The 22,303-nt window shown below is 64.5% G+C and carries 26 protein-coding genes; 14 read left to right on the top strand and 12 right to left on the bottom strand.

Annotated features, from left to right (window positions below):
* Positions 1-27: 27 nt before the first annotated feature.
* Genes AAHK20_RS06905 through AAHK20_RS06875 form a run of 7 tightly spaced genes read left to right on the top strand, consistent with a single transcriptional unit; the run spans position 28 to position 5,481 of the window.
* Positions 28-552: a GspH/FimT family pseudopilin gene (locus AAHK20_RS06905; protein ID WP_449180714.1), complete on the top strand. Its 525-nt coding sequence runs from the start codon at positions 28-30 to the stop codon at positions 550-552.
* Position 553: 1 nt separating this feature from the next.
* Positions 554-976 (top strand): type II secretion system minor pseudopilin GspI, encoded by a 423-nt coding sequence (gene gspI / locus AAHK20_RS06900; RefSeq protein ID WP_449180713.1) that lies wholly within the window; start codon positions 554-556, stop codon positions 974-976.
* Positions 954-1,643, top strand: a complete 690-nt coding sequence (locus AAHK20_RS06895; RefSeq protein WP_449180712.1) for a PulJ/GspJ family protein — start codon at positions 954-956, stop codon at positions 1,641-1,643. Before gspI ends, AAHK20_RS06895 begins: the two co-directional genes overlap by 23 nt.
* Positions 1,644-1,645: 2 nt before the next feature.
* Positions 1,646-2,740 carry a type II secretion system minor pseudopilin GspK gene (gene gspK / locus AAHK20_RS06890; RefSeq protein ID WP_449180711.1) on the top strand — a complete coding sequence of 365 codons (1,095 nt, stop codon included), beginning with the start codon at positions 1,646-1,648 and terminating at the stop codon, positions 2,738-2,740.
* A 40-nt stretch (positions 2,741-2,780) separates the two neighbouring features.
* Positions 2,781-4,166 (top strand): type II secretion system protein GspL, encoded by a 1,386-nt coding sequence (gspL, locus tag AAHK20_RS06885; protein WP_449180710.1) that lies wholly within the window; start codon positions 2,781-2,783, stop codon positions 4,164-4,166.
* Complete coding sequence (locus tag AAHK20_RS06880) at positions 4,163-4,678, top strand: type II secretion system protein M (RefSeq protein ID WP_449180709.1); 516 nt, start codon at positions 4,163-4,165, stop codon at positions 4,676-4,678. Before gspL ends, AAHK20_RS06880 begins: the two co-directional genes overlap by 4 nt.
* Before the next feature lie 23 nt (positions 4,679-4,701).
* Positions 4,702-5,481, top strand: a complete 780-nt coding sequence (locus AAHK20_RS06875; RefSeq protein WP_449180708.1) for a type II secretion system protein N — start codon at positions 4,702-4,704, stop codon at positions 5,479-5,481.
* Positions 5,482-5,570: 89 nt separating this feature from the next.
* On the opposite strand, the gene AAHK20_RS06870 is transcribed toward AAHK20_RS06875, so the two are convergent.
* Both AAHK20_RS06870 and AAHK20_RS06865 read right to left on the bottom strand, forming a co-directional pair.
* A complete protein-coding gene (locus AAHK20_RS06870; RefSeq protein ID WP_449180707.1) occupies positions 5,571-7,091 on the bottom strand; it encodes an efflux transporter outer membrane subunit in 1,521 nt (506 codons plus the stop codon).
* A 344-nt stretch (positions 7,092-7,435) separates the two neighbouring features.
* On the bottom strand, positions 7,436-7,702 hold the full coding sequence (locus AAHK20_RS06865; protein WP_449180706.1) for a hypothetical protein: 267 nt from the start codon (positions 7,700-7,702) through the stop codon (positions 7,436-7,438).
* Positions 7,703-7,942: 240 nt separating this feature from the next.
* Between AAHK20_RS06865 and AAHK20_RS06860 the strand changes: the two genes are divergently transcribed.
* Together AAHK20_RS06860 and AAHK20_RS06855 are read left to right on the top strand one after the other, a co-directional pair.
* Complete coding sequence (locus tag AAHK20_RS06860) at positions 7,943-8,476, top strand: MarR family winged helix-turn-helix transcriptional regulator (protein WP_449180705.1); 534 nt, start codon at positions 7,943-7,945, stop codon at positions 8,474-8,476.
* A 216-nt stretch (positions 8,477-8,692) separates the two neighbouring features.
* The gene (locus AAHK20_RS06855; protein WP_449180704.1) at positions 8,693-10,276 is read left to right on the top strand and encodes a DHA2 family efflux MFS transporter permease subunit; all 1,584 of its coding nucleotides are present in this window, start codon (positions 8,693-8,695) and stop codon (positions 10,274-10,276) included.
* Here AAHK20_RS06855 and AAHK20_RS06850 read toward each other — a convergent pair.
* From AAHK20_RS06850 to ada, 4 genes are all read right to left on the bottom strand, one after another.
* A complete protein-coding gene (locus AAHK20_RS06850; protein WP_449180703.1) occupies positions 10,233-10,763 on the bottom strand; it encodes a hypothetical protein in 531 nt (176 codons plus the stop codon). The genes AAHK20_RS06855 and AAHK20_RS06850 overlap by 44 nt on opposite strands.
* Positions 10,764-10,916: 153 nt before the next feature.
* Complete coding sequence (gene gshA, locus AAHK20_RS06845; protein ID WP_449180702.1) at positions 10,917-12,530, bottom strand: glutamate--cysteine ligase; 1,614 nt, start codon at positions 12,528-12,530, stop codon at positions 10,917-10,919.
* A gap of 181 nt (positions 12,531-12,711) precedes the next feature.
* On the bottom strand, positions 12,712-13,662 hold the full coding sequence (locus AAHK20_RS06840; protein ID WP_449180701.1) for a DNA-3-methyladenine glycosylase family protein: 951 nt from the start codon (positions 13,660-13,662) through the stop codon (positions 12,712-12,714).
* On the bottom strand, positions 13,659-14,750 hold the full coding sequence (ada, locus tag AAHK20_RS06835) for a bifunctional DNA-binding transcriptional regulator/O6-methylguanine-DNA methyltransferase Ada (protein ID WP_449180700.1): 1,092 nt from the start codon (positions 14,748-14,750) through the stop codon (positions 13,659-13,661). Before ada ends, AAHK20_RS06840 begins: the two co-directional genes overlap by 4 nt.
* A gap of 379 nt (positions 14,751-15,129) precedes the next feature.
* Between ada and AAHK20_RS06830 the strand changes: the two genes are divergently transcribed.
* Entirely contained in the window at positions 15,130-15,549 is a 420-nt protein-coding gene (locus tag AAHK20_RS06830; RefSeq protein ID WP_449180699.1) for a VOC family protein, read from the top strand.
* A gap of 70 nt (positions 15,550-15,619) precedes the next feature.
* On the opposite strand, the gene AAHK20_RS06825 is transcribed toward AAHK20_RS06830, so the two are convergent.
* Both AAHK20_RS06825 and sap1 read right to left on the bottom strand, forming a co-directional pair.
* Positions 15,620-16,174, bottom strand: coding sequence for a YaeQ family protein (locus AAHK20_RS06825; protein ID WP_449180698.1), 555 nt, complete (start codon positions 16,172-16,174; stop codon positions 15,620-15,622).
* Between the two features lie 354 nt (positions 16,175-16,528).
* Entirely contained in the window at positions 16,529-16,873 is a 345-nt protein-coding gene (sap1, locus tag AAHK20_RS06820) for a surface attachment protein Sap1 (RefSeq protein WP_449180697.1), read from the bottom strand.
* A 598-nt stretch (positions 16,874-17,471) separates the two neighbouring features.
* Between sap1 and AAHK20_RS06815 the strand changes: the two genes are divergently transcribed.
* Complete coding sequence (locus AAHK20_RS06815; RefSeq protein WP_449180696.1) at positions 17,472-18,098, top strand: LysE family translocator; 627 nt, start codon at positions 17,472-17,474, stop codon at positions 18,096-18,098.
* Here AAHK20_RS06815 and speG read toward each other — a convergent pair whose 3' ends face one another.
* A complete protein-coding gene (gene speG / locus AAHK20_RS06810; protein ID WP_449180695.1) occupies positions 18,099-18,647 on the bottom strand; it encodes a spermidine N1-acetyltransferase in 549 nt (182 codons plus the stop codon).
* 391 nt (positions 18,648-19,038) lie between these two features.
* On the opposite strand from speG, the gene AAHK20_RS06805 reads away from it, so the two are divergent.
* Entirely contained in the window at positions 19,039-19,206 is a 168-nt protein-coding gene (locus tag AAHK20_RS06805) for a hypothetical protein (RefSeq protein WP_175425668.1), read from the top strand.
* Between the two features lie 139 nt (positions 19,207-19,345).
* Here AAHK20_RS06805 and AAHK20_RS06800 read toward each other — a convergent pair whose 3' ends face one another.
* On the bottom strand, positions 19,346-20,092 hold the full coding sequence (locus AAHK20_RS06800; RefSeq protein WP_449180694.1) for an IclR family transcriptional regulator: 747 nt from the start codon (positions 20,090-20,092) through the stop codon (positions 19,346-19,348).
* 520 nt (positions 20,093-20,612) lie between these two features.
* On the opposite strand from AAHK20_RS06800, the gene AAHK20_RS06795 reads away from it, so the two are divergent.
* A complete protein-coding gene (locus tag AAHK20_RS06795; protein ID WP_449180693.1) occupies positions 20,613-20,771 on the top strand; it encodes a hypothetical protein in 159 nt (52 codons plus the stop codon).
* Positions 20,772-20,865: 94 nt separating this feature from the next.
* Here AAHK20_RS06795 and AAHK20_RS06790 read toward each other — a convergent pair whose 3' ends face one another.
* A complete protein-coding gene (locus AAHK20_RS06790; RefSeq protein ID WP_449180971.1) occupies positions 20,866-21,027 on the bottom strand; it encodes a glycine zipper 2TM domain-containing protein in 162 nt (53 codons plus the stop codon).
* 282 nt (positions 21,028-21,309) lie between these two features.
* On the opposite strand from AAHK20_RS06790, the gene AAHK20_RS06785 reads away from it, so the two are divergent.
* Positions 21,310-21,618, top strand: coding sequence for a panthothenate synthetase (locus tag AAHK20_RS06785; protein ID WP_449180692.1), 309 nt, complete (start codon positions 21,310-21,312; stop codon positions 21,616-21,618).
* 330 nt (positions 21,619-21,948) lie between these two features.
* Here the strand turns inward: AAHK20_RS06785 and AAHK20_RS06780 are convergent, their stop codons facing one another.
* The gene (locus AAHK20_RS06780; RefSeq protein ID WP_449180691.1) at positions 21,949-22,251 is read right to left on the bottom strand and encodes a DUF4148 domain-containing protein; all 303 of its coding nucleotides are present in this window, start codon (positions 22,249-22,251) and stop codon (positions 21,949-21,951) included.
* Positions 22,252-22,303 lie beyond the last annotated feature (52 nt).

The raw sequence follows: 22,303 nt of genomic DNA, 5'->3' as shown, positions 1-22,303 counted from the left end.
TTGTCGCGACCGGCACCGCTTTCGATCATGCGCCTATCCTCGCGAACTCGCGCTGGCCGTAGCCCGGATGGCCGGACCCTCGGATTGCCCGCCGCCGGACGGCCGGACCCCGGCTTCACGCTGCTGGAAATGCTCGTGGTCCTCGTGATCGCGGGGCTTTTGGTCTCGCTGGCGGCGGTCACGATTTCGCGCAATCCGCGCACCGATCTGAATGAGCAGGCGCAGCGTCTCGCCCTGCTTTTCGAGTCCGCGGGCGACGAGGCGCAAGTGCGCGCGCGGCCCATCGCGTGGCAGCCGGTCAACGGCGGCTATCGTTTCGACGTCCGCACGGAGGACGGCTGGCGTCCGCTGCGGGACGACTTGTTCGCCGCGCGCGGCTGGGAAGGCGGCGTGACGGACGTGTCGATCGATTACCCCGGTTCCGATTTGCGCGCGAATCGTGTCGTGTTCGGCGTCGAGAGCATCGACGCGCCGGTGACCATCACGCTTTACTCCGCAGTCGGCCGCGCGACGATCGTCGGCACCGGCAACGGCCGTTACCAGGTGCGCTGACATGAAACATCGCGTGCATCGCGCCGCCCCCGGACGGCCGGCCCCCAGAGCGCCGGATCGCGGCTTCACGATGATCGAAGTGCTAGTCGCACTCGCGATCATCGCGGTCGCGCTGGCGGCGTCGCTGCGCGCGGTCGGCGCACTCGCGGCGAGCGAGTCCGACTTGCATCAGCGGCTCCTTGCCGGCTGGAGCGCGGACAACACGCTCGCCCAACTGTATCTCGCGCACACCTGGCCGGAGATCGGCACGCAGACGTTCGACTGCTCGCAAGGCAATCTGCCGCTGACCTGCACGCAGCGCGTCAGCGCGACGCCGAACCCGGTGTTCCGGCGCGTCGAGGTGTCGGTGACGACGCCGGGCGGCACCGGCACGCTCGCGCAATTGGTCACGGTGGTCCCGAATGAAACCAACCGTGCGCTCTGAGCGTCGCATCATGCGTCACCTTCGGCGCCGCACGATCGGCGGCTTCACGCTGATCGAGCTGATGGTCGCGATCGCGATTCTCGCCGTGATCGCGGTGCTGTCGTGGCGCGGGCTCGACCAGATCATCCGCGGCCGGCAGACCATCTCGAACGCGATGGAAGACGAGCGCGTGTTCGCGCAATTGTTCGACCAAATGCGCGTCGACACGCGCCAGGCCGCCACCGACGACGAAGTCGGCCAGCCGGCCATCTCGGTCGGCGGCGCGACGCTGCAGATCGTGCGCAACTTCGGCTTCGCGGGCGACCCGCCGCGTCTGCAAGTGGTCCGTTACGGCGTCGCCAACGGCCAAGTCACGCGCTACGCCTCGCCGCCGCTCGGCAATGTCGGCGAGCTGCGGAACGCGCTGCGAGGCGGCACCGGCAATTGGAGCGCAGTGCCGCTGATCGGCGGTGTCGGCACGATTTCGGCGCGCATGTATGTGCCGAAGCTCGGCTGGACGACGCAGATGGCTGACGTCGAAGCCGAGGTTCGCCGCAACGACAACAACCTCAAGGTGCCGCAACTCGGCAATGCGCCGCTGCCGCGCTCGGTGACGGGGCTCGAAGTGAGCATCGGCGCGACCTCGCTGCGCGTGCCGATCACGCGTGTGTTTCTGATCGGGGAATAACGATGCGCGCACGTCGATCCCAACCCTCGCAACAAACCGGAGCCGCGATCATCACCGCGCTGCTGGTGGTCGCGCTGTCGGCGATTCTGGTGTCGGGGATTCTGTGGCGTCAGCAGGTGCAGATCCGGCGCATCGAGAATCAGCGGCTCGTCTCGCAGGCGCAATGGGTCGCGCGTGGCGCGCTCGATTGGACACGCCTGATTCTGCGTTCGGAAGCCGATACGGCGGCCGGCATCACGTATCTCGGCGGCGTCTGGGCCGTGCCGATCGCCAAAACGCGCTTGTCGGACTTTCTCGGCCAGATCGGCCAAAACGGCGCCGAGCAAGGCGCGCAAACGTATTTGTCGGGCTCGATCGAAGACGCGCAGGCGAAGTTCAATCTGCGCAATCTCGTTTCGACTCCCGCACCGGGCGTACTGCAAATCGACATCGAACAGGTGCAGGCTCTGCAGCGGCTGATGTCGCTTCTGAGCCTGAACAGCCAGCTCGCAAAGAACGCCGCGGTGCAAATGCGCGCGAGCCTGCGGCAATCGGCGACCCGTTTTCAGATGGCGAACAACGGCGTGGGGGTCCCGGCGTCCGGCGTTCAGGTGCCGTCGGGGGGCGGGATCGGCGGCAGCAACTTCACCGACAATCCCGGCCTTTCCGACTCCGACGACAATGCCAGCGTCGGGCCGCTGCAAATGACGAGCGTCGATTCGCTGTTGAACGTGCCGGGCTTCTCGCCGGAGATGGTCGCGCGGCTGCGCCCGTTCGTGACCGTGCTGCCGACGCAAACCGCGGTCAACATGAACACCGCCAGCGCCGAGGTGATCGCGGCCATCGTGCCGGGCATGAGCCTGTCGAGCGCGCAGGCGCTCGTCGCACGGCGCGAGACGGTGTTCTTCCGCAATATCGGCGATGTCACGCTTGCGCTTCAGGCTGCGGGCACACAGACGCAGGCGGCCGATACGAGCCTAATGGATGTGACGACGAGTTATTTTCTGGTCCACGGACGCGTGCAGCACGAGCGCGCGGAACTGGACCGCACGACGCTCGTGTATCGCGATGCGCTGACCCACACCACCCGCATCGTGCGCGTGAGCGACCAGCTATAAATATGAACGTGAACGCCCCCAGACCAGGAGAGAGTGCACTTTGAGCACCTTGATCGTCTTTCTGCCGCCGCGTGATCCGGCGGTGCCGTCGCAGGAATGGCAACTGCCGGAGACGGCGTTTCTGCTTCTCGACAAGGGCGGCCGCACCCAGCGCGCCGGACGCGCGGCGCTTTCGCTGTTGCCGCGCGCGTCGTCGACGGTGCTGGTTCTCGCCGCGCGCGACGTACTGATGCTGCGTGCCGCCGTGCCGCCGCTGAAGGGGCCGCGCTTGCGGCAGGCGCTGCCGAACGTCGTCGAGGATCAACTGATCCAGGACCCGCAGACTTGCCATATCGCGCTCGATCCGCAGTCGCCGGGCGACGGCGAGCGCGTGCTCGCGGTGATCGATCGCGGCTGGTTCCGTTTCATCTTCGAGGCGTTCGGCGCGGCCGGGCATCGCAATTTGCGCGCCGTGCCGGTCACGCGTTGCCTGCCGGTTCCGGCGCTGGCCGACGGGATGTCGCCGGGCGTCGAGGCGCTCGCGTCGGACGCCGCCGTCGCGCACGCGGTGGTGCCGACGATGGTGCCGATTGTGGCGGCGGTGCTCGGGACGGTCGTCGAGCATACGGCGGCGCTCTTTGCCGAAGTCACTGAGACCTCCGGCGCGGCGCCGTCGATCGAAGCGCACGAACCGCGCGTCGAGCTTGCGCTTGCGCGCGGCGTGCATGGCGAGGGGCTCGCGGTGCCCGCGTCGGCGGTCGGCGCGACGCTGGCCGCGTTGGCCGGCGACGCGCCCGTCACGCTTTACGAGCTCACCGACATGCCCGGCAGCGAGCCGCGCCTCGCATCGATCGCGCAAGCGTCGCAGTCTCGCGCGGGTTTGCCCGGCGCCATGCCGCTGCCGTTTGAGGCGCTCGCCCGCCGCGCCCTCGATTGCCGTTTCGATCTGTGCCAGTTCGAGTTCGAATCGCGTCCGTGGCGGCTCGATCGCGCGACGCTGCGGCGGCTGCGCCTGCCGGTGATGCTCGCGGTGGCATCGATCGTGGTCGCCGTGATCGGGATGAACGTGCAGTGGCTGATGCTCGCGCGTCAGCGCGACGCGCTCAACGCGCAGATGACCGAACTCCTGCTCAACGCCTTCCCGAAGACGACGGTCGTGCTCGACGCGCCCGATCAGATGTCGCGCCAGCTCGATCAATTGCGCGTCGCGGCGGGCGAGTTGTCGCCGAGCGACTTCCTGTCGCTTGCCGCCGGCCTCGCGCATTCGCTCGGGCCGGTGCCGGTCAACGGCGTGGCCGCGCTCGACTATCACGACCGGCGGCTCGACGTCACGTTCAAGCCTGAAACCAAGGTCGATCCCGACTTCACCCAGCGCCTCGCGCGCAACGGCCTCTCGGGCGAAATCGACAGCAGCACCGGCAAATGGACGATCAGGAACGCACCATGAAGACAGCATTTGCGGATAGCTGGGCAACGTTTTGGGACGCGCGCAACGCGCGCGAAAAGACGCTCATCACGTGGGGCGGCGCGGTGCTCGCCGTCGCGCTCGCGTATTCGGTGTTGTGGGCGCCGGCGCAGGCCGGGCGCGCGCACTTGCGCGAGACGTTGCCGGAGATGCAGCGCAAGGTCGCGGCGATGACGGCGCAGGCCGACGAGGCGCGCGCGCTCGCCGTCGCTGCGCAGGGCGTGGCGCCGACGGGCGGCGCGCTGAAGAGCGCGTTGGCCGCGTCGCTGACCGATCACGGGTTGAATGCGACGCAGGTCGAAATGGCCGGCAACGCCGTCCAGGTCCAATTGAAGAACGCGTCGTTCCCGACCTGGACGATGTGGCTCGACGACGTGCGCAAGCAATACAAAGTGCAGGTATTGGAAGCGCACATCACGGCGCTCAAGGCCGACGGCCAGGTGGACCTGACCGCGTCGCTGCAGCCGGCGGCCGGTTCCGGCTCGCCCCGATGACCGAGCGCCGATAAGGATCACCAATGAAGTTATGGATGTGGCGTCTGCGGGTGTTGGCGCCCTGGCTGGCGATCGCCGTCGTGTCGTGCGGAATTACGCTGATCGTGATGCTGCCCGCGGCGTGGATCACGCCGCAGTTCGCGAAAGAGACGCAGGGGCACGTGAATTTGATCGAGCCGTCCGGCTCGCTCTGGCACGGCTCGGCCGCGCTGATGCTCGCGGCCGGCTCGGATTCGAGCACGGCTACGCTGTTGCCGGGGCGCATCGAATGGCATACGTCGTTTTGGCCGTTGTTGACAGGCCGTTTGCAGATGCGCATGAAGCAGTCGGACGCGATGCCGGACGCGGTGACAGTCGAGGCGACATCCAATAGCGCGGGGCTGTCGGGCGGTAGTCTCGCCGTGCCGGCGGCGCTCCTGGCCGGACTCGGCGCGCCGTTCAACACGCTCGACCTGCAAGGCGGCGTGGACTTGACCTGGTCCGAATGGCGGGTTCTCGGGCATAAGCCGTTCGGTCAACTGATCGTTACGCTCACCGATATGTCGTCGCGCGTTTCGCGCGTGAAGCCGCTCGGGTCCTACAAGATGGTGTTTCAGGCCGAAGGGGTATCGTCGACGCTCGATCTGTCGACGCTCAAAGGCCCGTTGCAATTGCAGGGCCATGGCACGATGGCAGGCGGGATGACGCAGTTTCAGGGTGAGGCAAGCACCACGCCCGATCAGCGCGACAATCTAGCGGGCCTGCTCAATTTGCTCGGACGGCCGACGGGCACGGGCACCGTGGCGCTGACATTTGTGCACTAGGGCCGCGGGCTGGCTCATCTATCAAGCTCACCCATCAAGCAAAACGGCCGTCGCAATGACGGCCGTTCTCTTTCGCCCGGTCCCTGTTTCTACTTCTGCGCGACCGGCACCGGCGCGGCCACGTCGCCCGTTTCGCGATCCAACTGCGCGGTGTCCCAGCCGCCGCCGAGCGCCTTCACGAGTCCCACCGACGACACCATCCGCTGGCCCCCCAGCGTGACGAGCTTCTGCTCGGCCGAAAACGCGGTGGTCTGTGCTGTCAGCACGCTCACGTAAGCGACCGTACCCGCTTTGTACTCATTGGTCGTGATCGCGAGCGCCTGTTGCGCCGAGTCGACGGCCTGCTTCTGCACGACCACCTCATTCGCGAGAATGCGCTGCGATGCGAGGTTGTCCTCGACGTCCTGAAACGCCGCGAGCACGGTCTGCCGGTAGACGGCGACTTGCTGATCGTAGGCGGCGCGGGCCGCTTCGGTCTGCGCGCTGCGCAAGCCGGCGTCGAAGAGCGTCGCGGCAAGCTGCGGCCCGACGGTCCAGAAGCGCGACGGCAGCGTCAACAACTGCGACCACGCGGAGCTTTCGAGGCCGCCTTGCGCGGACAGCGTGAGCGTCGGGAAGAACGCCGCGATCGCGACGCCGATCTGCTCGTTCGCCTCGGCGGCCTTGCGCTCGGCCGATGCGATATCCGGACGGCGCTCGAGCAGCGCGGACGGGAGCTGCATCGGCATGTCGGGCGGCACGGCGGCGAGCGGCGAGGGCGGGATCGAGAACGTCGACGCCGGTTCGCCGACCAGCACCGCGATCGCGTGCTCGTCCTGCGCGCGGGCGACGCCATTGTCGAGCGCGGCGGCCTGCGCCGATTGGAGCTGCGTTTGCGCAGTGATCACGTCCGAGCGCGCGGCCACGCCGACAGCGTACTGATTCTGCGTGAGCTTGAGCGCTTGCTGGTAGGAGGCGACGGTGTCGTCGAGAAGCTTCTGCTGCGAATCGAGCGCGCGCAGCGAGAAGTAGGTTTGCGCGAGCGTCGCCTGAGCGGACAGGCGCGCGTTCGCGAGATCGGCGGCGGCGCTTTGCTGCCCGGCCTTCTGCGCGCCGACTTGACGGCTCACCTTGCCCCACAGGTCCGGCTCCCACGACGCATCGAGCGAAACGCTGTAGTTGTTGGTGATCGTCGATGACGAGTTCCCGCTGCCGACCTGCGTGCTGCCCTGGAACCTCGACGGCTGGCCGGAGCGCGAGCCGCTTGCCGCGAGCCCGACGGTCGGGAAGTACGCCGCGCGCGCTTCGGTGACGAGAGCGCGCGCCTGCCGGTAGGCCGCCGCGTACTGTGCGACGGTCTGGTTGGCGGCGTTGAGCTTGTCGATCAGCGCGTTCAGCTGCGGGTCGTCATAGACCTTCCACCAGTCGCCGCGATCGGCCTGATCGGACGGCTGCGCGACCTTCCAGCCTTCGGGCGTTTCCTTGTACGAGGCGGGCACTGCCGCCGCGGGACGCTGATAGTTCGGACCGACGGCGCAGCCCGCGAACGCGATCGCCGCTGCCGCCGCGATGGCGAGGGTCAAGACACGCGGGATGCCCGCGCGCGAGTGCGGGATTCGATGACGCTGCATGCAATGGATTCCTGTCGATTCGGCCGTCGCCCGATATGTGCCTGACGAGTACGCGGATGAGCGACGACAGCTGCCGCCGAGTTTGCCGGCGCCCGCACGCTTAACACGGCTGGGGCGGCAACGGACGGTAAAGCCACGAATGGTAACTTACGAGTGCCCCCAGACCTGGCGCCGTGCGCCAGGCCCCCCGAGGGGGCAAGGAAATCTTGGGGCGGCCCGGCGATTTCCTTGAGAGACGCGCGGCCCCGAGCGGTCGGGGGCAAGCGAAAGCTAGAGGGTAATGTGCCAGCCCTGAGCCGTGTGTTACGGATCGGTTACGGGCCGGCGAGGCGGGTTACGAGGCGTTACGACCGAAGCGGGGCTTGGGTGTACGACGCGGGAGCGTCGAGGCGCGGCTGGCGGGCCTTAGCCTGGCTTTGTGCTTGGCTTTGCTGGTGGCGCCGATGATCGAACCACGCGACGAGCGCAACCAAGACCGACCCGCCCGGCAGCACGAACATCGCCGCGAAGAACGCGAGCTTCCACCAGCGATGCGGGCCTTGGAAGGCGTGGAGTGCCGAATCGTGGAGGTGGCGGCCAAGGCCGTTCAGGGCGTTCTTCAAGTACTGCATGGGAAATCCTTGTGTGCATCGGCGCGGGATGCCGCGCGGTGAGGCGGTTAGAACATTGTCTCTGTGGCGCTGTGTCGCGCGTAACTGGTTGCATAGAATAATATTGACTATGCAAGTAAATCTCAAGATACTTCGCACACTGCATTTGTGAAGTGTTGCTAATCGGCACGTCGGGTAATGGGTTTGCTGTCTAGGCAGGTAAACTTCTCGCCGCCTTCCCGCCACCGGATTACGAGTCCCATGAGTGACGACCTCTACGATCCCGACGAGATCCAGCTCGAATCGAGTCTCGGCTACTACCTGACCAAGGCGCGCAACGTGCTGATGGACCGGATGGACCGCGCGCTCGAGCCGCTCGATCTGACTTCGCAGCAGGTCGGCGTCGTGCTGCTGCTTGCGAACGGCCGCGCGCGGACCTCGCAGGAACTCTCTCGCACGCTGTCGTATGACAGCGGGTCGATGACGCGCATGCTCGATCGTCTCGAGAAGAAGGGGTTGATCGAGCGGAACCGGAGCGCCGCCGACCGGCGTGTGGTGTGTCTCGCGCTGACGGAACAAGGGCTTGCCGCCTCGCGGCAGTTGCCGCGATTGGGCGCCGCAGCGCTGAACGAGCAGTTGCGCGGTTTTTCGGCGGATGAGCTGGGAACGATGATCGGCCTGCTGGCGCGTTTCATCGCTAACGGTCCGGACGGTTCGACCGCGTCGTGTCTGAGCGATCGGGCGGATGCCGAGGATGGGCCGCAAGCGGGGAACGCCAAGCAGAACCCGGCGTAGAGGCGAGGCCCGCGCAGCGTTCACTTTCGGCCGCAGCGCGTAGGCGATTCGCTCGATATACGGGCTGCGGGCGTCGAAGTATCGTCTGAACTATGGGCCGCTGTCAGGTACTTAGCTGTCTGGGCAGTTAATGCGGCGGCACGAAAATTGAGCCTCTTAGGCTCGGGAAATAAGTGCAAGGACAACGTTTCCTTTGCACGGACGGAGGTAACTCGAATGACCAGCACCGCAGCTTCCGACGCCCCGGCGCCTGACGCATCGCCGGGCGCCGAGCCCGGTTTGGCCCCCTTGCAAGGCGGCACGCTCGCGCTTCTGACCGTCGGGCTCGCGCTCGGCACGTTCATGGAGGTGCTCGATACGTCGATCGCGAACGTCGCGGTGCCGACGATCTCGGGCAGTCTCGGGGTCGCGTCGAGCCAAGGCACCTGGGTGATTTCGTCGTATTCGGTCGCATCGGCCATCGCCGTGCCGCTGACCGGCTGGCTCGCGCGCCGCGTGGGCGAAGTGCGGCTTTTCACGATTTCCGTGCTGCTCTTCACGATCGCTTCGGCCCTGTGCGGCTTCGCGCAGAACTTCGAGTCGCTGATCGCATTCCGGCTGTTGCAGGGGCTCGTCTCGGGCCCGATGGTGCCGCTTTCGCAGACGATCCTGATGCGCAGCTATCCACCCGCCAAACGCGGTCTGGCGCTCGGGCTCTGGGCGATGACGGTGATCGTCGCGCCTATCTTCGGGCCGGTCATGGGCGGCTGGATCACCGACAACTACACGTGGCCGTGGATCTTCTACATCAATGTGCCGATCGGCTTGTTCTCGGCCGTCTGCGCGTACTTCCTGCTGCGCGGGCGCGAGACGAAGACCACCAAACAGCGCATCGACGCGATCGGCCTCGCGCTCCTCGTGATCGGCGTGTCGTGCCTGCAGATGATGCTCGACCTCGGCAAGGACCGCGACTGGTTCAACTCGAACTTCATCCTGGCGCTCGCGATCATCGCGGCCGTGTCGCTCGCGTTCATGATCGCGTGGGAGGCGACCGAGAAAGAGCCGGTCGTCGACTTGTCGCTGTTCAAGGACCGCAACTTCGCGCTCGGCGCGATGATCATCTCGTTCGGCTTCATGGCTTTCTTCGGCTCGGTCGTGATCTTTCCGCTGTGGCTGCAGACCGTGATGGGCTACACGGCCGGGCTCGCCGGCCTTGCGACCGCGCCCGTCGGACTGCTCGCGCTCGTGCTGTCGCCGATGATCGGGCGCAACATGCATCGGCTCGATTTGCGGATGGTGGCGAGCTTCGCGTTCGTCGTGTTCGCGGTCGTGTCGTACTGGAACTCGACGTTCACGCTCGATGTGCCGTTCAACCACGTGATTCTGCCGCGGCTCATGCAGGGCATCGGCGTCGCGTGCTTCTTCGTGCCGATGACGACGATCACGCTCTCCAGCGTCTCCGACGAGCGGCTCGCGAGCGCGTCGGGTTTGTCGAATTTTCTGCGGACGCTGTCGGGCGCGATCGGCACCGCGGTCAGCACGACGTATTGGGAAAACGACGCGATCTATCACCACGCGGTGCTGGCCGAATCGGTGAGCACGTATTCGCAGAACACCAACGATTTCAGCAGCGCCCTCTCGAATCTCGGTTTTGCCGGGGGCAGTCTCACGGCCCAGCTCAACCAGATCGTCACGACCCAGGGCTACATGATGGCGACCAACGATTTCTTCCGGATCTCGTGCGTCGGCTTCGTTGCGCTCGCCTTGCTGGTCTGGGTCACGAAGCCACGCAAGGGCGCCGGTCCGGCGATGGGGCACTGAGTCGTGCGGACCGATCCGTGCGCAACTGCGTTGGTCGCGATTGCGGCGGTGCGAAGCTGCCGGGCCCGCCCGGCTGGTTCGCCGGTGCGGCGGCCGGCGCGCTCGATCCCGCTCTCACGTAGCGCTTGAAGTCCGCGCCCGCCTGCCACGGATTCGGATCGCAGCCGAAACCGCTGTCGCAATGCGCTGCGAAGCCGATTGTCGCCGTGCCGTCGTGATTCGGCGTCAGCGTGATTTCATAGGCGAGCGACCGGCTACCGCCGGCCGGTCCCGCCGTCTGAATCAGCGAATCATTGGACGTTTGCAGCGCGTAGCTCGCGTGATTCGCGACCCATGTTCGCGCCCGCTGCCACCAAGCGGCGCATTCCGATGGCGTCTGGCACGTGAGCGGTTCGGTGGCGGTCTGCATCGTGTCGGGGCTGACCTGACCTGTCGACGAACAACCGGAGAGCAGCGCCAGCAGCGCGATCAAAAGCACTCGTTTCATCGGGACTCCCCTCCTTTTGTCCGGCGAATCGCGGACAAATCGAGTGAGCGCGGGCGCGATAGTCGCGCCGCGCTTTATGCGATGTCACAAGGTTGGACCGTCAGCGGCTACGCGCGTTTCGCGCGTGATCGTAAGGGCTGCTGACTCCGTGCCTCAAACGCTGAAGCGGTTCAGCGTGTAAGCGCGATAGGCGGCCACGAACGCGTCGAACGAGCCGACTTCGCTGCGCTCCAGCTCGGCTTGCTCGTCGAGTGAACGTGCGGCGAGGCCAGCGGCTTCGCGCGCGGCGTCCGCCGGGAGCGGGTGAGCGCGGAAGTACGCCGCGTGCGCTTCGCTTTGCGCGCGGCCGAATGCGAGGAAGCTTTGCTGCTTGTCACGCATCGTTTGCAGCACGCGGGCCGACGGCGTTTTCGATGCGTCGGCGAGCTTGTCGCGCTGCGCCGCGACGGAGCGCGTATGTGCATCGTCGCCGCGCAGCACATCGAGCGCCTGTGCGGCGAGATCGATCTTCGACAGCAGCTCGGCCGCCCAATCCTGCATCGCCACGGTTTGCCCGTCGCGCGTCAGTTCGAGACCCGGCTTGCGGCCCTCGAGCGTGATGCGGCCGAAATTCGCATTCGCTTCGGCGTAGGCATCGGGCGGCAGGAGCGGGCTGTCGTCGAGCGCGCAGACGAGCAGGTAGGCGTCGAGAAAACGAGCGGTATCGATCGCGATACCGGTCGGCTCGAACGGGTCGATGTCGAGACAGCGCACTTCGACGTACTGCACGCCGCGCGCGGCAAGCGCATGCAGCGGCCGCTCGCCCGGATACGTCACGCGCTTGGGCCGGATCGTCGAGTAGAACTCATTCTCGATTTGCAGCACGTTTGTGTTGATCTGCACCCATTCGCCGTCGCGATGCGTGCCGATCGCTTCGTAGGGCGGATACGGTTGGCTCACCGCCTTCGCGAGCGCATCGAGGTAGCCCGGCAGCGTGTTGTAGTCGGCCTGCAGTGCGGCTTGCGCCGTCGTGTTCGAGTAGCCGAGATCGCTCATGCGCAGGCTCGTCGCGTAGGGGCGGTAGAGCGTGTCGGCGTCGAAGGTTTCGAGCTTGTGCGGCTTGCCGCGCAGGAAGTGGCGATCGAGCGCGGGCGACGCGCCGAACAGATACATCAAGAGCCAGCTTGTGCGGCGGAAGTTGCGGATCAGCGCCAGATATCGTTCGGACTGGAAATCAACGGCGCTTGCCGTCGAATGCTGGTCCGTGTGCAGCAGACGCCACACGTCGTCGGCGAGCGAGTAGTTGTAGTGGATGCCCGCGATGCACTGCATCGTGCGGCCGTAGCGCAGCGCGAGGCCTTGCCGGTAGACGGTCTTGAGACGTCCGATGTTCGATGTGCCGTACTGGGCGATCGGGATTTCGTCGTCCTCCGGCAACTGGCCCGGCATCGACAGATTCCATAGCAATTCGTCGCCAAGCTGGCTGTAGACGAAGCGATGTAGATCGTCGAGCCGTTCGAGCGTCGTCGCGGGATCGCGCTCGGCCGGCGTGATCAGCTCGATCAGCGCTTCCGAGTAGTCGGTCGTCAGCGACGGATGCGTGAGTGCCGAGCCGAGCGCGTGCGGATGCGGCGTCATTGCGAGCGCGCCGTCGCGCGTGACACGCAGACTCTCCTTCTCGATGCCGCGCAGGCCCTGCGCCAGCACGTCGCGCGCCGCGCCGGAAGTCAGCACGGACAACCGGTGGGACAGTGCAGCGGAATGGTGAGGTGGTTTGGTATTGGACATCGATGCGAACCGGACGGAGACGGGCACCCTGCACTAACGCAAGCGCCTGGCCGAAATTTTTGGGTAGCGGGCACTTTAACATTTACCCGACAGGCTCGCTTGAACCCAATGCCAGCAAGGGTTTGCGGGGAATTCAGCGTGTTTTCGGGATGGTTTCGGCCGTCGTTCCGGCGCGTGTCCGTCAGCCGCCGCGTGCGCCGTTCGCGCGGTCCGTCACCTCGTTCCAGAAGTGCATCGCCGCATACGCGCGCCACGGACGCCACGCTTCCGTGCGTGCGCGTTGGGCAGCGGGCCGTGTGAGCGCGGCGTCGCGCGCGACGATCGATTGCATCAGGACGAGGTCGGCATGCGGCCACGCGTCGGCGTCACGCCACGCGCGCATCGCGACGTATTCGACGGTCCACGGGCCGATGCCCGGCAGCGCCAGCAACGCCGTGCGCAACGCCGTGGGATCGGCGGGCGCGGCGCTCGCTGCGTCGAGCGGCACCGCGCCCGATGCGACCGCTTGCGCGAATCCCTGCAGCGCGGCCACGCGCTTGCCCGGCATGCCGATCTTTTCCAGATCCGCGCCCGCGAGCGCGGCGGGCGTTGGGAAGCGCCACGCGGTGCCTTCGTGCGGATGATCGTCGATGCGCTGGCCGGCGCGCGTGACGAGGCGGCCGATGATCGTCGTCGCGGCCTTCACGCTCACCTGCTGGCCGACGATGGCCCGCACCACCAGCTCGAAACCCGACCACGCGCCGGGCACACGCAGGCCGGGCACGGCCTCGACGAGCGGCTTGAGCCACGGATCGCGCGCGAGGTGTCCGCTGATTTCGGCCGGGTTCGCGCCAAGATCGAACATTTTCGCGAGATGCGGCGCGAGGGTATTGGCATGCTGGCTCGCGGCGCCTTCGATGGTTGCAACGAGACAATGCTTGCGCGCGTGGCGCTTCACCGTCAGCGTGCCCGCCGCGCCCTGCCATTCGATCGCGCGGCGGTAGGCGCCGTCTTCCACCGCTTCGACGCCGGGGCTCGCGCGTCCCGCGAAAAAGCGCAGGACGCGCGGCCAGTCATACGGCGCTTTGAACGGCAGCTCGAGCGTGGCCGATGCGGCGGCGTCCGCCGTGGCGGGTCGGGCGGTGGCGCTCAAGCGGCGTCATCCAGGTCAACGCTTGCGACTGCCTCGCGCGCGTGCTGCGCTTCGGCTTCGAGCAATGCCGCCTTGCGCGGCAGCCCCCAGCGATAGCCGGCGAGCGCACCGCCCTTTTGAACGACGCGATGGCACGGTATCGCGAGCGCGACCGGATTCGACGCGCACGCGCTCGCCACGGCCCGCACCGCGTTCGGCGAGCCGAGCGCCTCGGCGATCTGCGTGTAGCTGCGCGTCTGTCCGTACGGAATGCGCTGCAGCGCGTCCCACACTCGCTGCCGGAATGCCGTCGATGGGACATCGAGCGGCAAATCGAACGATTGCCGCGTGCCGCGCAGATACGCGTCGATCTGCGTGATGAACGGCGCGATGCGCGCGGGGTCCTCGATCAGCTCCGCGTTGGCGAACGTGCTTTGCAGCTCGTCGCTCAGTGCGTGCGCGTCGTCGCCGAACGCGATCTTGCAGATCCCCTTGGCCGTAGCGGCGACCAACACGAAGCCGAGCGTCGTCGGCGCGCTCGCGTAGTACACGCGCAAGCCCGCGCCTTTGCGCCGGTAAGTCGACGGCGCCATGCCGAGTTCAGTCGCGGCGGTGTCGTAGAGCCTCGACGCCGAGTTGTAGCCGGCGTCGACGGCGGCGCGCGTCACGCCGTCGCCCCGCTGCAAAGCGTCGCGCAACGCCGCGCCGCGCCGTGCCGCCTGGTACTGCCGTGGCGACACGCCCACCACGCGCTTGAAGAGCCGCTGCAGATGGAACGGGCTCACGTGGACGGCATCGCTCAATTGCGCGAGCGTGAGACGCTGCTGCGGATCGGCATCGAGCGCGGCGCACGCGCGGTTCACGATCGCCAGCTCGCGCGGCAGGCCGCCAGGCTGGCAGCGCTTGCAGTCGCGATAGCCGGCGGCGCGCGCCTCGTCCACGGTAGCGAAGAAATCGACGTTCTCGCGTCGCGGCTGGCGCGACGCACACGACGGCCGGCAGAACACGCCCGTCGTTTTCACGGCGTAGAAGAATTCGCCGTCGGCTTGCGCGTCGTGCTTCGCGACAGCGCTCCAGCGTTCGGCATCGGTCGAATATGCGGTTTTCATCTCGTCCCTCTCGTCCTCGAATCACAGGTAGACGATGTGACTGTAGGCTTCATCTCACCACACTACGCCCCAGTTCTTGCTCTGTCATTCGACGCACTTGTCCGGTGCACTTTGTGACGGCTCGGTGACGAAGTTACGAGGTGCTAAAACGCGACAGTTTGTCCATTTAACAACTTTTAACGCAAATTTTATTGCGTCGCACCATCCGATTGTGTATAGTGGTTCCTGTCTCCTCCATGTCTCCTCCTGATATGGATTAAGCCCGTTCCTTGTGAACGGGCTTTTTTTCGTCTGTACATTCCGCGTCCTTCGACGTGCATCGGAACGTTACACGCTGGCGGTAAACTTCGAATGCCTTTCCACGAAGGAGACACCCCACATGAAGTTCACTATTCGCGAGATCGATCACGTCGTGATTCGTGCCGCCGATCTCGAAGCGATGACTCACTTTTACTGCAGCGTGCTTGGCTGCAAGGTCGAAAAAGAACAGCGTGACATCGGGCTGATTCAGCTTCGTGCCGGCCGCTCGCTTATCGATCTGCTCGCAATCGGCGGTCCGATCGATCGTGCCGACAGCGGCGCTCCCGGCGCCGGCCGCAACATGGATCACCTTTGCTTGCGCATCGATCCGTTCGATGGTGACGCGCTGCGCGCGCATCTTTCCGCGCAAGGCGTCGAACTAGGCGAACTCGGGCGCCGCTACGGCGCCGACGGCTACGGCCCGTCGCTCTATCTGTTCGATCCGGAGCACAACATGGTCGAGCTGAAAGGGCCGCCGGAGGCGGCGCGCGCAGTCTAGTCGCCGCGACGGGAGGCGTGGCGCGGCGCGGTTGATGCCGATCCACCAGAGTGCAGCGCTTTTTCGCGCGTCACGCCTGCGCCGGCGCCTTCAACACGGTCCATTCGATCGCCACCGGATCGGCGTCGGCGCTGCCGAGCCAAGCCGCGTGGTCCTGCACCGTCATCTGCAGGCGCATCGTGCGTGCCGCAAGCCGGCCGAGCGCTTCGGCGACGCCATCGCCGAGCGACCACACCGTGACGTTCGACAACCGCTCGACCTTGCTGCGCACGCCCTGCCACCAGATATCCGACGTCTTGCCACCGTAGGCGATCACGACGACCTCATTGGAGCGGCCGCTCGCCTTCGAAATGCGCCGCTCGTCGGGCTGGCCGACTTCGATCCAGCTCTCGATCGCGCCGGTCAGATCCTTTTGCCAGAGGTCGGGCTCGTCGGTATCCGACAGCCCCTTGCAGAACTCGAGCCGCTCGTGCGCGAAAAGCGCGAACGCGGCGACGCGCACCATCATCCGCTCATCAGTTTCCGATGGATGACGCGCAATCGTCAGCGCGTGATCGCCGTAGTAATGCCGATCCATGTCGGCAATTTGCAGTTCTGCTTTGTAGATCGTCGATTTGAGAGCCATGCAGCACCAGATACGACTCGCTCGCATGCGAGTCAGGAGAACGGAGGCCGGGTGTGGAATGAAGCACGCCGCGTGCCGGTGCGGCGCGTTGCGCCAGCGTTTAGGGTTGGCGCGTGATGATACCGAATGAACGAGTTCGGCGCGGGAAATTGAACGGAACGGTATGGGGTCGGCGATTGGCAGCGGCGCGTGCCATCAGCGCAGCTCGAGAATGAGGCCGAGAAGCTGAAGAAACGGAAAACGGCTTGGCGTAGTAAGCCAAGCCGTTCTTTTTGGACCGCGTACAAGAGCCGCCGGCTTCACGCTGCTAGCGCTCGAGCAAATCGCAATCGCGCCGCGCGAGGCGGCGCCGGGTCACTGCTTGATGAAGCGGTCGTTCGTCCAGAGACCTTGCGTGTCGCCGTTGCTGGCATTCACGAATTCGACATCATGGCCAACCACGCGCACGACGCGGAAATCGGAGTGCTCAGGTGTCGATAGGCACTCGTAGCCTGAGAAGTACTGCTGCATTTGCTGCTGCTCGCCAGCTTGACCATGCTGATAGGCGGAATCGAGTTTGTCTTTGGACAAGCACCCGTAGGAATTCGGCCTGAACTGGAAGGTCTGTGCCGGCTTGATGACCGTGTCTTGTGCTTGCGCCACCGAGGCGGCTGCAAACAAACCGACGAGTGAGAAGAGAATCCCTGCGCGCTTCATCATGGTCTGCCTCCATGCGGGTTTACTCAGGTTAGCTATGTATTTAACTGCAATAGAAAACCCGCGTCTTTTAATCTAGATCAAACACGAGAAACAACAAGCACATCTTGTGTGCGCTCGCAATAGTGGCGAATTGTCGCACCCTGTGCGCGGGGCCAGCCTGAGCCTCCGAGCCTCCGAATTTCGCAGATCAGCACCGCATCGAATTCAATAAGCCGGCCTGAATGGCCCACCAGATAAGGCTTTTAGGATCGCTAGGGAAAACACTCACCAACAATTAAGCCGCCAAATAATTCGAGAAATCCATTTTGACGCGCCGCACATAAAGTCACTTCCAGTCTTCTGCACTCACCGCGATATAAGGGGCTGAATACAGAGTAAAAAGGATGCCTGCTTGTGCAACGGTTTTCGCCGTGCGCGCCTTATAGCAACTATTGAGCACTTAACATGCCCCCGCCGGGGCAATTTATGCAGACGAATATCGGCGAGCGAAGCTTCGGCAGCCCGAGGATTGGCAAAAGCCGATAGCCCGTGCAAGAAAAATCGCGTTGCATCGCCCGGCGCTTCGTGGATAAATCCGACTGTTCCTCGGAGACTCTCTATGACATTCGCTCATTGGCTGCCGTTTGCGATTGCATCGGCGATTCTGGTTGCCATTCCCGGTCCCACGGTGCTGCTGGTCGTTTCCTATGCGCTCGGCCACGGCCGCCGCTACGCGTTCGCGACCACGGCGGGCGTCGCGCTCGGCGACCTGACGGCGATGACCGCGTCGATGCTGGGCCTCGGCGTGATCCTCGCGGCGTCTGCGGCCTGGTTCACGGCGCTCAAATGGGTCGGCGCCGTCTATCTTATCTATCTGGGCATCAAGCTCTGGCGCGCGCCCGTCGGCGACCCCGGCGCGGCCGATATCTCCGAGACGCGCACGCGCCGCATCTTCGCGCATGCCTATGCAGTGACGACGTTGAACCCCAAGAGCATCATTTTCTTCGTCGCCTTCGTGCCGCAGTTCATCGACACGCACATCGCCGTCTGGCCTCAGATCGTGATTTTCGAGGCGACCTTCATCGTGCTCGCGACGCTCAACGCATTCGGTTACGCGCTGCTTGCGTCGAGCGCGCGGCGCGCGATTCGCAGCACGAACGTGCAACGCGCGGTAAATCGAGGCGGCGGGACGTTGCTGATTTGCGCGGCGGTGTTTGCCGCGGCGTGGAAAAAGGCTGCGGCGTAATCAGCGGCTTGCCGCTTCGGCGCGGCGCGCGAAGAAGTCGTTCTGGAACATGCACATGCGCAGCGCGTTGTGATACGCGCCGTTGCCGAAGAACTCCTCGATCAGCTCCGCCTCATGGCTAAAGCCGCATTTCTCGTAGACGTGAATCGCGGCCACGTTGGATTTGTCGACGATCAGATAGATCTTGCGCAGATTCAGCACCGAGAACGCGTAATCGACGGCGAGGCGCGTCGCGATCGTCGCGTAGCCACGGCCTTGCGCGCTTGGCGCGATGATGATCTGGAATTCACCGCGCCGGTGAATGTAGTCGAGCTCGATCAGCTCGACGAGCCCGACCGTTTCGCCGACGGCGTCGATCACGACGAAGCGCCGCTCGCGTTGGTCGTGCACGTGCTGGTCGTAAAGCTGCGACAGCTCCGAAAAGGTTTCGTAGGGTTCCTCGAACCAGTAACGCATGATTTTCGCGTCGTTGTTCAGTTCGTGGACAAAGCGCAAATCGTGGCGCTCCAGTGGCCGAATTGTCAGCGCGTGGTTTCGTTCGACGACCATTTTGGTTCTCCTTTGGCGTTGAGTTTCGGATTTTCCGAGGGCTCGCTATTCGTGTGAACAGGCCCCAGGTGCTGAGCTTGAAACGAATCGACCTCCGTTAAAAAGCGATGCATCCGTATTCAGCAAGCATCGTTTAGTCAGGCTAGACTCGTCCGAGTTCTTTTTGAGACGCTCGGCACGCTGCGGAGGGCCGGGCGTCGAGCCAGGCGCCGCGCGGGAGTGCGGGTGCTCGCGTGGCTGATTGCCGCAGGCCCGCCGCTTGCACGGAGTCAGGGCATAAACGGAAGTGAGGTCGAGCCCACGCGCCCATAGCGGAATCGCAAACTATCGGCGGCGGAGCGAGCCTAAAATAAAACGACGTTTTCTGTAGTCCGGCGATGCGGAGGCCATCGTGATCGAGCACCTGATACTTGGCGCGTTTCTTGTCCTGCCCTTATTGATCGTCGCGTTCCTGTTTTCGGACGAGCTGTGGCAGGAACACCGACAGCAAGCGCAAAGCGAGGATGCGCGGCGAATCGATTGGCGTCATCCGTTACGCAGTCTGCTGCACCGTCACTGAGGTCAGGCTGGATTGACCGCGGTCGCCCGCAGCCATCGGTTCGAAGCGGTGGAACAGCGCTGCAGGTTCCTATCAGCCGGTGACCCCCTCGCCGGCGGGCCCCTCGCCCGCGAGCCGCTCGCAGGCGGCCCCTCATTAATCAGTGGGATTGAAGCCGCTCGGAGATTTCCCGAGCGGCGCGGCGCGTGGCGTCGATGAGTTGCGCTTCGCGCCCGATGGCGCGCGTCGACGGCGCCATCAGCGTGATCGTCGCGGCGTCTGGGCTTGCGCGCGTCGAGCGATGAAGGACGGGCGCGCTGACACCCCACACACCCGGGTCGACTTCGCCATCGCTCACGACGTAGCCGTCGACGCGGATGCGCTCGAGTTGCGTGTCCGCCGCGGCGCGGCCAGCGGGGTCGCCTGCGTAGGCGTTGTCGAGAATGTCGCTGCGACGGCGCTCGCCCATGAACGCAAGCAGCGATTTCGCCGACGCGCCCGCTTTCAATGGCACTGCGCGGCCCTTCTCGAACGAGCAGCGCAGCGATTGCGAACTCTCGACCATGTCGAGGCACACCGCCTGATCCTTGACCGCAACCACGAGGCCGACGCTTTCCTGCGAAAGCCGCGCGAGCTTTTGCATGGCTTCGCGACTCGCTTCGACGAGGTGCGAGCCGAGATCGAAGCTCAGCGCGAGTTGGAGGCTGACGGGGCCGGGCGCATAGCGGCCGGCGTCTTCGGAGACGAAGCCCCAGCGCTTGAGCATCGCGATCTGCCGGTAGAGCGTGCTCTGCGCGAGGCCGGTGTGCGCGACGAGCTCCTTCACGGACATCGGGCGCCCGTGATGTGCGAGCGATGCGAGCACGTGAAGAATCCGCTCGGCGCCTGTGTTCGATTTGTCCTGCATGGGCTGGCGTCCATCCACTTTCGATGGCGCTAAGCATGCCCCACTATTCCCGACAAAACAAAGTCAAATTCCCGCATGGCGAGAATCAATGGACGAGGTTTCACCCAATGTGGCCGATGTGGACGGCTTGATGGCGGATGGGGCGAGTCGACACAACCAAACCGCAAAGCAGTGCATACGAACATCGCCTAGGTATCGACAGCGGGTTTGTATGTAGACGAATGTTCGACGCTAAGTCTCTCGTCGCACATTCGCTTTGAAGGGACCCGCGCACGATGTCTTCATGCGCGAACCGGACCTCGGTCAGCGCATGTGGGAGGACCGATTAGCCCGCCGCGAGCGGGCTTCTTTTTTTAGCCGGCCCATGCAGAGCGCTTACTCGAGCCTACGCAAAGTTGCCGTTGAAAAAAAGTGCCGATGCTAAAGCGTGACAGCAGAAATTGGCGCTCGTTAACCCTATCAGGATGCTCCCGAACGAAGTATTCTCATGCGCATAGCATGACGTAACGAGGGAGCAACCATGGACGAGACAGTGGTCGGCATGGCAATAGGAATCTCGGTCTTGGTCTTGGCGGCCATCTTCATTGCAGGGCACTATCGTCGCGAACGGATGCGCAGCCGTATCGTCGACAGCCTGCACGGGCATCGGCTATATGACTTCACTCGGTCGAAACGCTGATCACACGTCTTCGCCAATTTCCTCGAAGCGCTTTCGTTACGCCGTATAGGCTTTATCCCGCGCTATATCGTTCGATACATGACGGCGCCAGCCGTCATTTGCCCAATTCGTAACCCACCACACCGCCCACAACCGCGCCGCCGATCGTGCCTGCGGTGCTGTGGTGCGTGAGTTCATTGCCGGCGACACCGCCCACGGCAGCCCCACCGAGCGTGCAGCCGCCGAACAGCACCAGCATGGCGATTGCGCCGAACATTCCGATTTGCCTGAGTCGTTGCATGACTGTCCCCTTATTGCTTAGCCTTTGCCGATACAAGCAAAGCAGCAAGGCTCGTGCCGATTGAGAGCGAGGCTCTTCGTGGGCATTGCGGCGCGCTGCGCACTTCAAGGGGAAGCGCGCCAGCCTGCAATATTCACTCGCCGCCGGCGCTAATTTCTAGGGTCTGTCTTTTTTCCACTCGAATAACTCCTATGCTGGATGGGCCAGCGTTAGGGCGTCTTGTCGTGAACCAATGCGCAGCCGAAAAGGAGACACGTCATGCGTATGATTTTCAACATCAGGATTCCGAATCAACCGTTTAACACGCTCGTCCTAGAAGGGACCGCGGGCGATGTGATCGGAAGAATCATGGAGGAATGCCAGCCTGAGGCGATCTATTTCACCGAGCAGGACGGGGCCCGAGGCGCAATTGCCGTCTTTGAGGTTCCGACCGCGAGCGATATTCCCCGTCTCGCCGAACCCTGGTTTCTCAAGCTCGACGCGACGTGCCAGGTTCAGATCGCGATGACGCTCGACGATCTTCAGAAAGCGGACCTCGATAAGCTCGGGGCCAAATGGAAAAGCTAACGCGCGTCATGTGGCCCGCTTCAAAGCGCCAGCGTGATTGGCGCTCGCTGTATAGCGCTATGCAAAACGAAAAATGGCTTTTGCCCCAATGAGTTGAATGAAAGCTCCCGAGGTTATCCACAGTTCTGTGCACGGATTCTGTGGATAAACGGATCGGGACGCGTCGCTTAGATCGAGCTCAGGTTTCAAATCTGAAACGATCGACAGCGGTGCGAGCGCGGCCCACATGAGTTTCGATCGGCGATACGCGGGTCGGGCGAAGTGCCCGGCTTCGGCCGGGCTATTTGCTTTTCGGGTCGGCGTTGTCGATGGCGATAGACGCGTCCTGCTTTAGCCGCTCGTCGATGGCAGGCTGGCAGTGGACCCCTTCGGCAAACAATCCCTGGCGTACTCGGCGTTTAGCCGCGCGCGGGCGTCGCTGATATCGAGCGAGTAGTTGTCGAGACTCGGTCGATAGCCGACCGATTCGAGTTCGGCCAGCTCGCGCGCCAGGTCGTCCTGCGTGAGCGCGCCGTGCGTCGGCTGGAACGGATAGGCGTTGCACTGCTGCGGCGTGAGCCGGTTCGCCGCGATGGCTCCGGCGCTTGCCATCATCAAGGCAATCGGCAACGCGAGCTTGAGACGGGTCGTCATGATGTCTTCCTCCATGCAATGTGTCATATGGCGTTACGGTCGAGCAGATTCC

This window comes from Trinickia camelliae, from assembly GCF_053525655.1.
This window is presented reverse-complemented; position numbering and strand designations above follow the sequence as displayed.

Bases quoted from the DNA above. Each gene is read 5' to 3' on its own strand.
- AAHK20_RS06795 (WP_449180693.1), top strand. From the start codon at position 20,613: ATGGACGAGACAGTGGTCGGCATGGCAATAGGAATCTCGGTCTTGGTC.
- AAHK20_RS06875 (WP_449180708.1), top strand. From the start codon at position 4,702: ATGAAGTTATGGATGTGGCGTCTGCGGGTGTTGGCGCCCTGGCTGGCG.
- ada (WP_449180700.1), bottom strand. From the start codon at position 14,750: ATGAAAACCGCATATTCGACCGATGCCGAACGCTGGAGCGCTGTCGCG.
- AAHK20_RS06785 (WP_449180692.1), top strand. From the start codon at position 21,310: ATGCGTATGATTTTCAACATCAGGATTCCGAATCAACCGTTTAACACG.
- AAHK20_RS06865 (WP_449180706.1), bottom strand. From the start codon at position 7,702: ATGCAGTACTTGAAGAACGCCCTGAACGGCCTTGGCCGCCACCTCCAC.
- AAHK20_RS06815 (WP_449180696.1), top strand. From the start codon at position 17,472: ATGACATTCGCTCATTGGCTGCCGTTTGCGATTGCATCGGCGATTCTG.
- gspI (WP_449180713.1), top strand. From the start codon at position 554: ATGAAACATCGCGTGCATCGCGCCGCCCCCGGACGGCCGGCCCCCAGA.
- AAHK20_RS06870 (WP_449180707.1), bottom strand. From the start codon at position 7,091: ATGCAGCGTCATCGAATCCCGCACTCGCGCGCGGGCATCCCGCGTGTC.
- AAHK20_RS06905 (WP_449180714.1), top strand. From the start codon at position 28: ATGCGCCTATCCTCGCGAACTCGCGCTGGCCGTAGCCCGGATGGCCGG.
- gshA (WP_449180702.1), bottom strand. From the start codon at position 12,530: ATGTCCAATACCAAACCACCTCACCATTCCGCTGCACTGTCCCACCGG.
- gspK (WP_449180711.1), top strand. From the start codon at position 1,646: ATGCGCGCACGTCGATCCCAACCCTCGCAACAAACCGGAGCCGCGATC.
- AAHK20_RS06780 (WP_449180691.1), bottom strand. From the start codon at position 22,251: ATGACGACCCGTCTCAAGCTCGCGTTGCCGATTGCCTTGATGATGGCA.
- AAHK20_RS06790 (WP_449180971.1), bottom strand. From the start codon at position 21,027: ATGTTCGGCGCAATCGCCATGCTGGTGCTGTTCGGCGGCTGCACGCTC.
- AAHK20_RS06850 (WP_449180703.1), bottom strand. From the start codon at position 10,763: ATGAAACGAGTGCTTTTGATCGCGCTGCTGGCGCTGCTCTCCGGTTGT.
- speG (WP_449180695.1), bottom strand. From the start codon at position 18,647: ATGGTCGTCGAACGAAACCACGCGCTGACAATTCGGCCACTGGAGCGC.
- AAHK20_RS06825 (WP_449180698.1), bottom strand. From the start codon at position 16,174: ATGGCTCTCAAATCGACGATCTACAAAGCAGAACTGCAAATTGCCGAC.
- sap1 (WP_449180697.1), bottom strand. From the start codon at position 16,873: ATGATGAAGCGCGCAGGGATTCTCTTCTCACTCGTCGGTTTGTTTGCA.
- AAHK20_RS06860 (WP_449180705.1), top strand. From the start codon at position 7,943: ATGAGTGACGACCTCTACGATCCCGACGAGATCCAGCTCGAATCGAGT.
- AAHK20_RS06895 (WP_449180712.1), top strand. From the start codon at position 954: ATGAAACCAACCGTGCGCTCTGAGCGTCGCATCATGCGTCACCTTCGG.
- AAHK20_RS06855 (WP_449180704.1), top strand. From the start codon at position 8,693: ATGACCAGCACCGCAGCTTCCGACGCCCCGGCGCCTGACGCATCGCCG.
- AAHK20_RS06830 (WP_449180699.1), top strand. From the start codon at position 15,130: ATGAAGTTCACTATTCGCGAGATCGATCACGTCGTGATTCGTGCCGCC.
- AAHK20_RS06880 (WP_449180709.1), top strand. From the start codon at position 4,163: ATGAAGACAGCATTTGCGGATAGCTGGGCAACGTTTTGGGACGCGCGC.
- AAHK20_RS06800 (WP_449180694.1), bottom strand. From the start codon at position 20,092: ATGCAGGACAAATCGAACACAGGCGCCGAGCGGATTCTTCACGTGCTC.